Here is a 12,098-nt window from a genome sequence, read left to right on the forward strand (position 1 = left end):
TGGCAGCGTGTGTTCATGGCGTGCTCAAAACGCCGTGCCGCGGGACGTCTTCTCGCGACCTGGGAGGCGTCAACTCAACCAAAGGTTTCATGCGGCTCGGTGGTCTGCCCCGTTGCGAAGCCCTTCTCCTCCAGCCTAGGCAGGACGCACGTCCTACCGGATGGTTACTGAAGGATGAGGAAGCGATGCGGGTCGCATACCCACATGTCGCGAGGACGGCCATTGCGCCGCGTCAGCGAGTCGTCGGCCCTCTTATGGCGGGCGTGATCCTCGGCATCGGCGGTGTCGTCGCCGGATCGAGCCTCGTTCGGGCCTCCGAGCAGGGGGGTATCTTCAGCTTCTTCGAGGACATCTTCCGCGGACCGGCCGTAAGGATCCGGCCGGAACCCGTTCCCGTGCCGCGCCCGGCGCGTCCGCGCTATGCGTCCCTGCCCGATACCAACGGTATCACGAGGCCCGCCCCGCCTCGTCACACGCCTCGCATGATGCGCCTCGACCGGCCATCCGCTGATCGGAAGAGCCGCTCGTCATCGGCTGGCCTGGTCGCCTCGGCGCTCGGGGCCCGTACGGTCTGCGTCCGGGCTTGCGACGGCTACCTGTTTCCGCTCGGGCGGCTGGCCTCGCGCGCCGACATTCCTCTTCACGAGGCAGCCTGTGCGGCGGCCTGCCCCAACGCGGCAACCAGCCTCTACACGCTCGGCGCCCGGCAGAACGAACTGGACCGGGCCGTCAGCCTCGACGGGCAGCCCTACCGAGTTCTCAAGGTCGCCCTTCTCTACCGCAGGAAGCTCGTCGACCAATGCTCCTGCCAGCTCGAAGGCGTGGCGGCGACGCCGCTGCCGATCGAACGCGATCTGACTGCGCGGGTGGGCGACGTGGTCGCAACCCCATCGAGTGCCCGTGTCGTGGTCTCCACGCGGCCTGGTGGCTTCACGATGGTGGATTTCCGCGAGACGGGCATCCTGTCCCGCCATGAGCGTCGCCTGATCGGCCGCAAGATCGACGTCGTCCGGCGAGAGGCGGATGCCCGCGCCTCCGGTGGGGATACTCGGCAGGCCGGGCGGGCGTTTGACGGCGCGCCGCGCGTCCGGCTGGCCCAGGTGGGTACCACGGCGGGGACAGGCGGCTTCGGTGAAGTCCAGCGAGGACAGGACCGTGCGGCGGGCTTCGCCGACGTCCGCGTCGTGGTGTCCTCGCCTTTCACGCGCTGAGACCGGTCTCAGGGACAGCTCGGGGTGCGTTGTGGCTCGGTCCGCTATGGCGTAGGGCCGGACGAGAGTGTGATCGTTCCGGGTGCCGCATGACCAAGACCAGTGACGACGGCGAGGCACGAACGGATCCGCATTTCGACGGCGCCGCGCCGGCAAACGGCGAGACGGTGAGCCTCTCGCCGTTGGTACGCCGGCGGATCTGTCCCAATGCCAGCCCGTTCACGTCCAGCGGCACCTGCAGCTACATCGTCGGACGGGGCGAGGTCGCGATCATCGATCCGGGTCCGGCCGATTCCGGTCACGTAGCGGCTCTGATCGCCTCCATCGCCGGGGAGCGGCTCACTGCCATCGTCGTCACCCATACCCATCGCGACCACTCCCCCGGCGCGCGCCTGCTGCAAGCGGAGACGGGTGCGCCCATCATCGGTTGCGGGCCGCATCGCGCCGCGAGGGATCTGGCGGAGGGCGAGTTTCCGCATCTCGACGCCAGCGCCGACCGGGACCACCGACCCGACCGTCAGATGGGAGAGGGCGACACGCTCGAGGGGCCGGGCTGGACGCTTCAGGCGGTCGAAACGCCCGGCCACACCATGAACCATCTCGCCTTCGCCCTGCCGGAGGAGGCGACCTTGTTCTCGGGCGACCACGTCATGGCGTGGTCCACCACCATCGTAGCGCCACCCGATGGATCGATGCGTGCCTACATGGCGTCGCTCGAGGCTTTGCGCGGACGTGACGAGACAATCTATTGGCCCGGCCATGGCGGCCCGGTCCGCGATCCGCGGCGCTTCGTCCGGGGCCTCGCCGCCCATCGGCGCCAGCGCGAAAATGCTATCCGCAGCCGGATCGAGGCGGGCGACCGCGACATCCGCTCCATCGTCGGCACGATCTATCAGGGCCTGAGCCCGGCCCTGCAGGGCGCTGCGGCTTTATCCGTCTTCGCCCATCTGGAAGACCTGGTGGAGCGCGGGCTCATCGTGACCGATGGTCCGGCCAGGCTGGAAGGTGTCTACGCGCCGGCCTGACCACTCACTTGACGGCGATGGCGAGGTTCGCGACCTCGTCGAGATAGGCCCGGATGGTGTCGGCATTGGCGCCGAAATCGCGGTCGCCGATGCGGGACGCCGAACGCACGTCGATCCGGGCTCCGTCCGCCCGCGGTCGCACTCTCACCGTGATGTCGCTGGCGAGGTTGAGGATGAGGCCGCGCGTCACAGCCTCGATCCGGCCATTGCCGATCCTGCCACCGGGGCGGATCGCCTCGACGATCTGCCATTTACGGTTCACCGCTGCTTTGCGAGCCAGCTCGAACGCGGCGTTGGCGTCGAGGTCGAGGGTAAGTGGGGCGACCTGCAGATAGGTGGCGCGCTGTGCCGTTCGCGCTTCCGGCCCGGGATCGGGAGGATAATGCCCTTCGCGGGCGGCGAAGGCGGCATGCGAGCGCGAGAAGGCCGGTGGGTTCTCGGTATCAGTGGTGACGTCGGTGATGGCGGGAAGGCGCAGGCTGCGCAGCCCGACGAAGCCCGGATATCCGAGGAGTATCACCGCGAGGAAGAGACCCGCGATCGCTCCGCCCAAACCGCGCGCACCCTCGCGCCACACCCGGACGAAGGCGAAGAGGGCAAAGCCGATCGCCAGGACCGCCAGGAATAGGCCGGACCCGAGCGTGACCAGCGCGGGCCCTTCTTCCGCCCGCGGATCACGCACCAGAACGAGGGCGAACAGGGTGACGAGGACCGACAGGATCGCCGTTCCGCGCGAGAGCGGACCGGCGCGGGTGATGGGCTCCTCGATAAGCGAACGACGCATGATACGGATGAAATCGCTGTCCGGGAGATCGCCGCGCCGCAGGGAGGTCGTGCCCGCGCGCCTGAGCGATGAGCTTTACCGGGCCTCGCATGGCGACGCCACCCGCGAGTTACGTCGTGCTTTCGATGCCGCCTGCTTCTGCTATAGCGGCGTCGACATGAGCTTTACCGCAGCGACCGGAAATCCCGTGACCGATGCTCGATCGGACGACCCGCTGCGGGTCTGGTTCCGCTTCATCCGCCTCAACCGGAGGGTGACCGCCGCGATGGCGACCGAGCTGCGCGGCCTCGGGCTCTCCATTCCGCAATTCGACGTCCTCTCGACCCTCACCGAACGCGAGGGGCTGACACAGCAGGATCTCGCCGCGCGGCTCTACGTCACCAAGGGCAATGTCTCAGGCCTGATCGACCGCCTCGTCCAGGCCGGTTTCGTCGAGCGCCACGCCATCCCGGGTGACCGGCGCTCGCATGCGCTCCACCTTACCCCGGCGGGTACGGAGATCGCAGCCCGTGGGATTTCCGCGCAGAAAGCCTATGTCGCCCGTACCCTCGGGACGCTGCCTCCGGACGATATCGCGGCTTTCGAGCAGCTTGTGTTGAAATGGCGCGACGTTGCCCGCGCCGATTCCAGCGGCTGAGTTACTTCGGTGTCCCTCCGTCAGAGCCTCTGACGGATCACCGGGCGGCCTTCCGCCTGGACCAGCGGGTCGATCTGCCGGGCCGCTCGCAGGCCCGCTTCGATCGCCCCCTCGACCCAGCCGGCCTTCAGGCTGGTGAAATCGCCGGCGAAAGACAGCGTCCTGCCGCCTTCGCCGAAGTGGCCGGATAGGCCGGGCCTGTCGTCGGGAAGCGACATGGGCAGATGTGACGTTTCCGGGTAAATATTCCCCTTCCATCCGGGGCGACCGGATCGGTGAAGGCCTCACTTACCGTCTAGGTTGCGACCCGGCTTCGCTCGCTCGTGCCTGATCGGCGATCCTAGCGAGCAAATCGGCGAGATCGCCGATCGAGGCGACCACATGATCGGCGAGCGGCGTCATGATCTCGCGGGCTGCATCCCCCATGGGTCCGCTCAGAACGGCGACGGTCACGGCACCGGCCGCGCGTCCGGCGACGAGGTCGTAAGGCGAATCGCCGATCATGGCGATGCGGCACGGGGCGACGCCGAGTTGCGCGGCGAAGGCGCTGACCATGCCGGGTTCCGGCTTGGACCCATGCCCGGAATCGTAGCCCGCGACGTAGGAGAGATGGGGTGTCAGGCCGAGGGCATCAGCCTGCGCCCGCGCCGAGGCTTCGGCATCGTTGGTGGCGATGCCGAGCGCGTAGCCGGCACCGACGAGATAGCGTGCCATCCCGGCCGGATCACCGATCGGGCATAGATGCGCCAGCCCTTCGCGGCGAAACAGCCGGTCCATCTCTCCATAGAGATCAGGTCCGGCAGGCCGGCCGAGAACTTTCGCCCAAAGCGGCCCATAGGCGGCGGACGAGCCGGCGATGAGGGGCGAGGTCGGCAGGAAGCGTCGCTCCTCCTCGATGTAATGGCTCACCGCCATCAGGTCTTCCAAGCGGGTACGGTCGCCCCCGGACAGGCAATTCATGACCGCATGGGCCGCTGGCCCCCAGGTCCGGTCGAAATCGATGAGCGTGCCGTCCTTGTCGAACAGGATGCCGGCGAGACGGCGGGGACGCGTCGCGCTCACGCGCTGGCTCCCACCTTCTCGACGTCGAAGGTTCCAGCGCGAGCCCGCCGCACGATCCTGTCGCCAGGCTCGAACACGCCGAGGGGGACGTCACGATCCGGCAGGATGACGGTGGTGGATTTGTTGAGATGGACGAGGACGAGGCGGTCCTGCGCCAGCGATGCGGCGGCCCAGCGCCGCAACTGTGCGTAATACGGCTCGCGCCGCCACGCGTTCGGTTGGCCGGGATCGACCTGGACGTTCATGTTCTTCGTCACCGGATCGAGCGCCAGCACCATCTTGGCCTTCTCCGGCTTCCACTCGGCGCCGAGCCAGGCTTCGGTCATCCAGAGACAATGGAAGGCGCGGCAATGGTCCGGCCGCGTCGGATGGATGGCGCAGCCCCTGCCCTGCTTGGTGTGCCGGCACCATTGGCCGGCGACGCTCTCCACGGCGGGAACATCGTAGACCTTGCAGCACAGGGTGCAGGTTCCGCAAAAGCGGCCTGGCGCCGGATGGGCCACGAAAGTAGCGGGATCGAGCATGCGCGGGACAATCGGTGCAAAAGACGGGGCGGCGATGCGTTGTGCGGACGGGTTTCTACCGACGGTCCGGGTCGCTAGTGTGGCATCGCATGAACACGGGGCCGAACCGGCCCGCTTCCACAGGTAACGGCAGGCCCATGCTCTCGAACCTCGCGACCCGCGACGTCGAAACGCTGATCCATCCCTACACCAACCTCTCCACCTTCCGCGAGACCGGCCCCCTGGTGCTGGAGCGTGGCCACGGGGTCTGGGTCTATGACAGCGACGGCCGGCCCTATCTCGAAGGCATGGCCGGCCTTTGGTGCACGGCTTTGGGCTACTCCAACGAGGAACTGGTGGAAGCGGCGAGCGAGCAGTTGTCGCGCCTGCCCTTCACTCACCTGTTCTCGGGCCGCAGCCACGATCCGGCGATCGAGCTCGCCGAGACCCTCAAAGAGCTGATGCCGATCCCGACATCGAAGATCTTCTTCACCTCGTCGGGCTCTGAGGCCAACGACACCCAGGTGAAGCTGACCTGGTATCTCAACAACGCTCTCGGCCGCCCGGCGAAGAAGAAGATCATCTCGCGGATCAAGGGCTACCACGGCGTCACGGTCGCCACCGCCTCCATGACCGGCCTCACGGCCAACCATGCCGATTGGGACCTGCCGCTGCCGGGCTTCCTGCATGTGGGCTGCCCGCATCATTACCGCTTCGCCGAGGCCGGTGAGACGGAGGAGGCCTTCTCGCAGCGCCTCGCCGACGAACTCGAGACCCTGATCCTGCGCGAGGGGCCGGATACCGTCGCGGCCTTCGTGGCCGAGCCGGTCATGGGAGCGGGGGGCGCCATCGCCCCGCCCGCCGGTTATTTCACCAAGATCCAGGCCGTTCTCGACCGCTACGACGTGCGCTTCATCGCCGACGAGGTGATCTGCGGCTTCGGTCGGCTCGGCACTTGGTTCGGTTCCGAAGCCCTGGGAATGCGGCCCGACAGCCTGTCCTTCGCCAAGGCCGTGACATCGGGCTACATGCCGCTGGGTGGCATCAGCATCGACGAGCCGCTCTACAAGGCTCTGGTGACGCAGAGCGCCAAGCTTGGCACGTTCGGCCACGGCACCACCTATTCCGGTCATCCCGTCGCCTGCGCGGTCGCACTGAAGACCATCGAGATCTACAAGCGCGACCGCATCGTCGAAGGCGTCGCGGAGAAGGCTCCTCATTTCCAGGCCCGGCTCTCGGCCTTGGCCGACCACCCCATTGTCGGAGAAGCGCGAGGGATCGGTCTCATCGGTGGGCTGGAGATCGTCGCCGACAAGGCATCCAAGCGTCAGTACGAGCCGAAGGCCGGCGTCGCGGCCCGCTGCGTCGCGTTCGCGCAGGCCGAGGGCCTGATCGTGCGATTCCTCGCCGGTGACCGGGTCGCGGTCTGCCCTCCCCTGGTCATCTCGCACGAGGAGATCGACACGTTGTTCGACCGCCTCGCCCGTGCCCTGGATCGAACCGAGGCCTGGATCGCGTCGGAAGGTCTGAGGGCCGTGGTTTAGGGCGGCTTCGCCACAGAAAAGTCTAGATCTTTCGCAGTGCGAGCGAGATTAGATTGCACTGCAGAATTGAATTTTTTATATTTCCACTATTCCTTGACTGTGTCGAAAGTCACTCAGCAACGATGTTGGACAACTCTATCCTGCTCATCTCTGGCTAGCCTTAAGCTCCCGTTCATGATCCTTCGCCGCATATGGATCTCGTGCCGCACAGCGTCGGTCCGGGTCGAACCTCTTGAGGGTGCCCGAGAGACCGGCGTGATCGCCAACCAGACAAACGAGGATCTGGTGGCGTTCCGACACCGCGAAACAGGACCCGTTCCCATGTCCCGCCCCGACCAGAACCAGCGCGCAGCCATTTCGTCGACGCCCCGTGCGTCCGGTCTGGTAACCGATCGCGAAGGTTTCCGCCCCGTGGCACTACCCGCCCTCGCCGCAGCGGTTCACGTCTCGGCATCCGCTGCCAAAGAGGCGGCCCGGAAGATTGCCGCTCGTCGGCAGCTCTCCCGCTTCCAGCACGAGGATGCGCCCCTCGTCTGAGGCCAATCCTTCTTAAGACGAACGCCGTCCGGCCAAACATTGCGACCAAGCCTTCACGGGCTTGGTCACCGACGTCGAACCATCGGAACTTGGCTGCGCCGGATGTGTAGACGCCCCGGGACGATGGATCCGCATCGACTCTGCCGCCGGGGACGATGACATGCTGATTCTGCCGACAAGACGGCAGCTCCTAACCGGGATCGGTGCGAGCACGGCCCTGGTGGCCTCGGCGGGCGCCTATGGCTTCGTGATCGAGCCGCGCCACCGTCTCGTCGTGACGCGATACGCTCCGGTTCTGCCTGGCTGGACGCATGGGTTGAGCCTGAAAGTCGCTGTCCTCGCCGATTTCCATGTCGGCGAGCCGACCATGCCGCTCGACCGGATCGCCGAGATCGTCGATGCGACGAACCGGCTCGAACCCGATCTCATCCTGCTGCTCGGCGATTATCCATCCGGTCCCAGCGTGACGACACGCAAGGTGCCGCTGGTCGAGTTCGCCCGCGTCGTGGACGGCCTGCGGGCGCCGCTCGGCGTTTACGCCATTCTTGGAAATCACGATTGGTGGGACGACACAATCGTCCAAACGACGCGGCGTGGGCCGGTCGAATCCCAGCGCGTGCTGGAAGCTCGCGGCATCCCGGTCATGGAGAACATCGCTCTGCGGCTGGAAAAGGATGGCTATCCGTTCTGGATCGCAGGGCTTGGGGACCAAGAGCCGTTCCTACTGCGCGGCGATCGCCGAGGACGGGACGATCTCCCCGGCACGCTGGCTCAGGTCACGGACGATGCGCCGGTCATCCTGATGGCGCACGAGCCCTACATCTTCCCCCGTGTGCCCGAGCGTGTCTCCCTGACCCTGGCCGGCCATACCCATGGCGGCCAGATCCGGTTTTTCGGTGCCTCGCCGCTCGTACCCTTCGTGCGTGGCAAGGACCTTTCCTACGGCCATGTGGTCGATGAGGGACGGCACATGATCGTGTCCGGCGGGTTCGGCGTGAGCCGCGTCCCGATCCGTATCGGGGTGCCGCCGGAAATCGTACTTCTCGAACTTGGCCGAACCTTGCCAGATCCCGGCCCGAAAGCCACGCCAGGCGGCGTATAGCCGGCCTGACGGGGCTGTGGGTCTTACTTCTTGGCGCCGATGCTTACGGTGCCCTTGGTGGAGGGGGCAGCGGCGATCGTCTTGACGACGGGCTTCTTCGGCTTCTTCGCTTCGCGGCCACCGCGTGGTTTCTCAGTCGCCATCATCGTCTCCTTGGGTCGTAGGGCTGGGAGCATGGCACGAAATCCGCCGATGGCCCCATGAAATCGCGCGACCCACCGACGCGCCGATCGATCACCCGCCGGATAGCCGCGAAACCACGAGAATCGCTTCCGCTATGGTGACCTCGGTCGGGTCGATCCGGCAGCGATAGGCATGGATTTCGACTCCGCCCGCCATGGCGGCGGTGAAGGCACGGTCGAAGGCCGGATCGAGATCGCGGGCCACATCGAACCGGTCTGCCTGCATCTGCACCACGACGATCAGCATCGCGCGCCCGCCCTGAGCGACGACCTCCGTGAGATCGTCCATATGCCGCGCGCTGCGGGCGGCCACGCAGTCGGGAAATTCGGCGAGGCCCGGCTGGCGCAGAAGGTGGCAGTTCTTCACCTCCACATGACAGGGTGGCACGCCCTCCCCGGTCGCCAGGAAATCGACCCGGCTGGCGCGTCCGTAACGCACCTCGGGGCGCAGGAAAGCGTATTCCGAAAGTGGTGCGAGGCGACCTTCGGCGAAGGCCTCCGCGACCAGCGCGTTCGGACGCATCGTATTGATGCCGACCCATTGCAGGCCGCCGGGCAAGTCGGCTTCCACCAGTTCCCACGAAAAGCCGAGCTTACGCGCCGGGTTTGTCGAAGCGGAAAGGAGGACGCGCGAACCGGGTTGGTTGAGGCCGAGCATCGCGCCGGGATTGGCGCAATGCGCCGTGACGAGGCTGCCATCCGCCACTTCGATATCGGCGAGAAAACGCTTGTAACGTCGGACCAGCCGGCCCTCGATCAGCGGACCGGGGAATCTCATCGGCAGGACCTCCTGACGGGAATGGCACGCGAAACGGCTACGACGCCGTGCGCCTATCAGCTGGCGCCGACGCAGGCCAGGGAGCCCGCCATGGTCAGTTCGGCATCGTCGCGCTAGGTCAGGGGTATCACCGCCTCGCGCTCGCCACGGACCACGATGACTTCCCCCACTTCCCCTACCATCACCGCCGCCATTCTGGTGATCGGCGACGAGATCCTGTCCGGCCGCACCAAAGACCGGAATATCGGCACCATTGCCGATTATTGTACGGCCGTCGGCATCGACCTGCGGCAGGTCCGTATCGTCCCGGACGAGGCGGAAGAGATCGTCGACGCGGTCAATACCCTTCGGACCCGCTACACCTACCTCTTCACCACCGGCGGGATCGGCCCGACCCATGACGACATCACCGCCGATTGCGTGGCCGCCGCCTTCGGCGTGACCATCGATGTCGATCCGCGCGCGAAGGCAATGCTGCTTGAGCGCCACAAGCCGGAAGATCTCAACGAGGCCCGGCTGCGCATGGCGCGCATTCCGGCGGGTGCCGATCTCATCGCCAACCCGATTTCGAAGGCGCCGGGCTTTCGCATCGGCAACGTGTTCGTCATGGCCGGCGTGCCGGCGATCATGCAGGCCATGCTCGACGAGATCGGCCCTACCCTCGAGACCGGCGCGCGCGTGCTGTCGGAGACGATCGAGGCCGGCAACCTGCCCGAAGGCAATTACGCTTCGGCCCTGGCCGAGATCGCCAAGGTCCATGACGGCGTATCCATCGGCTCCTATCCGTCGATGACGCAGCAGGGATTCGCCAATCGCATCGTAGTGCGCGGAAAAGATGCCGAAGCGGTGGCGAGGGCGAAGGCAGATGTCCATTCCCTCGTCGCCCGGCTCAAGGACGGAACCGTCGCCTGAGTCCATGGCTTCCTTGTCGAAGGCGGGAATAGAGCCCGTTTTCAGGAGGTCCCTCGAATGGGGCAGCGAGACGAAGGCTCCACGCGGGATGAGGCGGTCGAGCGGGAGGAATCCGTAGCGGAAGGCCTGCGGCCCGACGCCTTCATCCTACACGAGGTGATCCGCCGGGAGGGTGACGAGGAGCTTCGGCGCACGGGCGGGGCGCTGTTCCTCTCGGCTTTCGCCGCAGGATTGACCATGGGCTTCTCGCTCATCGTCCCCGGCGTGCTGAAGGCTCATCTCCCGGAGGCTCAATGGGCCGGACTCATCACCAGCTTGGGATACGCGACCGGTTTCCTCATCGTCGTCCTCGGCCGCCAGCAACTCTTCACCGAAAACACGCTGACGCCGATTCTGCCTCTGCTTCATGACCGGAGCGTCGCCACCCTCATGCGCGTCCTGCGCCTGTGGGGCATCGTTCTGGCCGGCAACATGGTCGCCACCGCTGCCATCGCCGCGGTCCTAGCCTATTCGGATGCGTTCGCATCCGAGATCCACACCGCCTTTGCCGCGATCAGCCACCATACGATCGAGTCGGCGTTCTGGACGACTCTGATAAAGGCTGTGTTCGCGGGCTGGCTCATCGCCCTGATGGTGTGGATGCTGCCTGCCACCGGCTCGGCGGCGCCGTTCATCGTCATCCTGATGACCTGGCTCGTGTCGATGTGCGGCCTCGCCCATATCGTGGCCGGATCCGTCGACACGTTCTATCTCGTCTTCAGCGGCCATGCCTCGATGGGCGATTACGTCTCGCGCTTCTTCATTCCGACTCTTCTCGGCAACGTGTTCGGCGGGACCGCCCTGGTCGCCGTCCTCAACTTCGGGCAGGTCGCGCCCGAGGTGGAGAAGCAGAAAGCCGCCGACGGCGAAAGTTGAGCGTCGAGGCAAGCCGGTCGTTGGCGCCATCGCGGCGCGCGTCCAGATGAATACTTTCCGAGTGGTGGCGTCTGCTCTGGTTCAGCGGCTCGGCTGCAGGATGATCCTGTGCCGCATACCCATGGCGGGGGCGGTCATCTCTCCGGAGACGTTCCGTGGCTGCAAACCCGTTCCTGTCCGTCGCTACGCGCCGTAGGCCGCCTATCTTCAGCGGCCTCCTAGCCCTGGCGCTCTGCAGCGTCCCTGCGCTCGCCGCCGATTTCCCAGAGCCCTATGGATCGCCTCGAGAGTTCTCCAGAGAACGGCTACCCCCTCCCCCTGTCGAGGATTACCGCCCCGGGCGCGAACCGTCTCGCCTCGCGGAGCCGTGCCGGACCGTCATCCGACGCCGGATCACGCCGGAGAGAGAGGAAATCATCAAGCGGGTGAGGATCTGCGAGGAGCATCCGGACCGCTTCAGATCCGAGCGCGTGCCGGAGGGTGGATACGGTGAGCCGAGGCCTTACCGGCGGCCTCCGATTCCACCTCGGGAAGTTCCCTTTGCTGACGAGGCTCGTCCGGATCAGCGTGGTTACGTCGGCGGCGAGCCCCCTGCGGAGGGTCTCGCCGGCGAGGAGCGACTGTCCGAAGAGCCGCCCTTGGAGGGACGTGGACGCGATCCGCGCTACTGAAGCGGTCTCGCGTCCGACGCCATCGTGTCAGGCCCGTACGACGGGCCGGGCCTTCACGGCTGCGGCCAAGGCCTTCAACTGGCGGTTCAGATCCGCCAGTTCGTTGAGGGCGATGGTCCGGTGGCCGTCCTTGACCGCACGCTCGATGTCGGCGACCTGCGCATTGGCCATGCGCTTCAGTTCGGCGGCGAGTTGGTCCCGGGTCATCGGCGCTCCTGTCACGGCTCGGGGTGAT

The 12,098-nt window shown here is 66.4% G+C and carries 15 protein-coding genes; 8 read left to right on the forward strand and 7 right to left on the reverse strand.

Annotated features, from left to right (window positions below; translation table 11 throughout):
• The first annotated feature begins 254 nt into the window (after positions 1-254).
• Positions 255-1,211 carry a DUF2865 domain-containing protein gene (locus tag RQI43_RS12385; RefSeq protein WP_056430124.1) on the forward strand — a complete coding sequence of 319 codons (957 nt, stop codon included), beginning with the start codon at positions 255-257 and terminating at the stop codon, positions 1,209-1,211.
• An 89-nt stretch (positions 1,212-1,300) separates the two neighbouring features.
• Positions 1,301-2,236 (forward strand): MBL fold metallo-hydrolase, encoded by a 936-nt coding sequence (locus RQI43_RS12390; protein ID WP_056430121.1) that lies wholly within the window; start codon positions 1,301-1,303, stop codon positions 2,234-2,236.
• Between the two features lie 4 nt (positions 2,237-2,240).
• Here RQI43_RS12390 and RQI43_RS12395 read toward each other — a convergent pair whose 3' ends face one another.
• Positions 2,241-3,020, reverse strand: a complete 780-nt coding sequence (locus RQI43_RS12395) for a DUF1499 domain-containing protein (protein ID WP_056430118.1) — start codon at positions 3,018-3,020, stop codon at positions 2,241-2,243.
• Positions 3,021-3,177: 157 nt separating this feature from the next.
• On the opposite strand from RQI43_RS12395, the gene RQI43_RS12400 reads away from it, so the two are divergent.
• Positions 3,178-3,657: a MarR family transcriptional regulator gene (locus RQI43_RS12400; RefSeq protein WP_311275423.1), complete on the forward strand. Its 480-nt coding sequence runs from the start codon at positions 3,178-3,180 to the stop codon at positions 3,655-3,657.
• A 20-nt stretch (positions 3,658-3,677) separates the two neighbouring features.
• On the opposite strand, the gene RQI43_RS12405 is transcribed toward RQI43_RS12400, so the two are convergent.
• The 3 genes from RQI43_RS12405 to RQI43_RS12415 all read right to left on the reverse strand — a co-directional run bounded on the left by RQI43_RS12405 (position 3,678) and on the right by RQI43_RS12415 (position 5,243).
• Entirely contained in the window at positions 3,678-3,875 is a 198-nt protein-coding gene (locus tag RQI43_RS12405) for an FAD-dependent oxidoreductase (protein ID WP_311275339.1), read from the reverse strand.
• Between the two features lie 70 nt (positions 3,876-3,945).
• Positions 3,946-4,719, reverse strand: a complete 774-nt coding sequence (locus tag RQI43_RS12410; protein WP_311275340.1) for an HAD family hydrolase — start codon at positions 4,717-4,719, stop codon at positions 3,946-3,948.
• A complete protein-coding gene (locus RQI43_RS12415; protein WP_311275341.1) occupies positions 4,716-5,243 on the reverse strand; it encodes a hypothetical protein in 528 nt (175 codons plus the stop codon). Before RQI43_RS12415 ends, RQI43_RS12410 begins: the two co-directional genes overlap by 4 nt.
• 137 nt (positions 5,244-5,380) lie before the next feature.
• On the opposite strand from RQI43_RS12415, the gene RQI43_RS12420 reads away from it, so the two are divergent.
• The 3 genes from RQI43_RS12420 (at position 5,381) to RQI43_RS12430 (ending at position 8,405) form a co-directional block, all read left to right on the forward strand.
• Positions 5,381-6,766, forward strand: coding sequence for an aminotransferase (locus RQI43_RS12420; protein ID WP_311275342.1), 1,386 nt, complete (start codon positions 5,381-5,383; stop codon positions 6,764-6,766).
• A 321-nt stretch (positions 6,767-7,087) separates the two neighbouring features.
• Positions 7,088-7,303 carry a hypothetical protein gene (locus RQI43_RS12425; protein ID WP_311275343.1) on the forward strand — a complete coding sequence of 72 codons (216 nt, stop codon included), beginning with the start codon at positions 7,088-7,090 and terminating at the stop codon, positions 7,301-7,303.
• Between the two features lie 160 nt (positions 7,304-7,463).
• Positions 7,464-8,405: a metallophosphoesterase gene (locus RQI43_RS12430; RefSeq protein WP_311275344.1), complete on the forward strand. Its 942-nt coding sequence runs from the start codon at positions 7,464-7,466 to the stop codon at positions 8,403-8,405.
• Between the two features lie 23 nt (positions 8,406-8,428).
• Here RQI43_RS12430 and RQI43_RS12435 read toward each other — a convergent pair whose 3' ends face one another.
• Together RQI43_RS12435 and sfsA are read right to left on the reverse strand one after the other, a co-directional pair.
• Positions 8,429-8,551: a hypothetical protein gene (locus tag RQI43_RS12435; protein ID WP_280136565.1), complete on the reverse strand. Its 123-nt coding sequence runs from the start codon at positions 8,549-8,551 to the stop codon at positions 8,429-8,431.
• A gap of 88 nt (positions 8,552-8,639) precedes the next feature.
• Positions 8,640-9,365 (reverse strand): DNA/RNA nuclease SfsA, encoded by a 726-nt coding sequence (sfsA, locus tag RQI43_RS12440; protein ID WP_311275345.1) that lies wholly within the window; start codon positions 9,363-9,365, stop codon positions 8,640-8,642.
• A gap of 156 nt (positions 9,366-9,521) precedes the next feature.
• On the opposite strand from sfsA, the gene RQI43_RS12445 reads away from it, so the two are divergent.
• Together RQI43_RS12445 and RQI43_RS12450 are read left to right on the forward strand one after the other, a co-directional pair.
• Positions 9,522-10,277, forward strand: a complete 756-nt coding sequence (locus tag RQI43_RS12445) for a molybdopterin-binding protein (RefSeq protein ID WP_311275346.1) — start codon at positions 9,522-9,524, stop codon at positions 10,275-10,277.
• 57 nt (positions 10,278-10,334) lie between these two features.
• Positions 10,335-11,192 (forward strand): formate/nitrite transporter family protein, encoded by an 858-nt coding sequence (locus RQI43_RS12450; protein ID WP_311275347.1) that lies wholly within the window; start codon positions 10,335-10,337, stop codon positions 11,190-11,192.
• A gap of 698 nt (positions 11,193-11,890) precedes the next feature.
• Here the strand turns inward: RQI43_RS12450 and RQI43_RS12455 are convergent.
• A complete protein-coding gene (locus tag RQI43_RS12455; RefSeq protein ID WP_056430086.1) occupies positions 11,891-12,070 on the reverse strand; it encodes a hypothetical protein in 180 nt (59 codons plus the stop codon).
• Positions 12,071-12,098: the final 28 nt, after the last annotated feature.

This window comes from Methylobacterium sp. WCS2018Hpa-22 (assembly GCF_031843785.1).
Classification (GTDB): Bacteria; Pseudomonadota; Alphaproteobacteria; order Rhizobiales; family Beijerinckiaceae; genus Methylobacterium.